The sequence below is a fragment of the Ruminococcus sp. CAG:379 genome (assembly GCF_000434255.1).
GTDB classification, from domain to species: Bacteria; Bacillota; Clostridia; order Oscillospirales; family Ruminococcaceae; genus Ruminococcus_F; species Ruminococcus_F champanellensis.
Window position 1 is genome coordinate 1 of sequence record NZ_FR894828.1, and the last position, 871, is coordinate 871.

Sequence of the window (871 nt, forward strand, 5' to 3'; positions counted from 1 at the left end):
AAAGCCGTGGTGGTGATCCTGGCAGTGGTGATCTGAACAGGCGCAGTTGTCTGGATCGGTGCCTCTGTTGCCGCAGCGGTGGCAGCAGGAGCCCTCGGTGCCCGGTACACCCCGGTATTCTCAGCCCGTGCCTGTGCCACGGACACTGGCGGAGACACCTGTGCAGTCTGTTCCCTGTTGTCCATTGCGCCGCATCCGGCGGCAGTCAGAAGCAGCAGCGCAAGGCCTGCTGCCAGCCCTTTCTGCAAACCCATCATGCTCAACACCCCCATCGACCAGTCGGATTCCATTCATTACTTTTAGTATAGCACCGAACCTGCGCTTTGTCAACATGTACAATGTGTTTTAATTTTGTCCGTCTTTTTTGGCGAATATGCTCAAAACGAGATTGGTACATGAAAATTTGGAAAATTTACAAAAAGGTCTTGCATTTTTTCGCCGGATGTGATATACTTGATTAGAAACCCGGATGCCCACAGAAAGCACAGCTATCCGGCATCCGTACTATGCATAAAAACAAGATCCAATCGGATACAGGAGGAGAAACAAATATGAATATTCTTGAACTGATCGGCGGCATTCTGCTGCTGATTACAGTTGTACTGGCCACCGTTCTCTGCATGATGCAGGATCAGAACCAGGATCAGAACATGACATCCGCCATCACCGGCGCCAGCAACGATTCCTTCTACGGGAAGAATGCCGGCAGAACGAAGGAAGCCATCCTTTCCAAATTCACCTGGGTTCTGCTCATCATCTTCTTTGTAGCCACACTGCTGGTGAACATTCTTCCGGTGTATATCAAGTTCTAAGGCAACACCGCATAAAGGCTGTACAGTAGATGTGTCAACAGATTTTTCGTCAGATTGCA

General features: G+C 49.8%; 2 protein-coding genes. One reads left to right on the forward strand and one right to left on the reverse strand.

The genetic code is table 11. The features are described 5' to 3' along the window. Nucleotides 1–257: hypothetical protein (locus QVO51_RS01955; RefSeq protein WP_288167749.1), on the reverse strand; the 257-nt coding region annotated here is incomplete at its 3' end. Between the two features lie 294 nt (nucleotides 258–551). Here QVO51_RS01955 and secG point away from each other — a divergent pair. Further along, nucleotides 552–812: a preprotein translocase subunit SecG gene (gene secG / locus QVO51_RS01960; protein ID WP_022357014.1), complete on the forward strand. Its 261-nt coding sequence runs from the start codon at nucleotides 552–554 to the stop codon at nucleotides 810–812. Nucleotides 813–871: the final 59 nt, after the last annotated feature.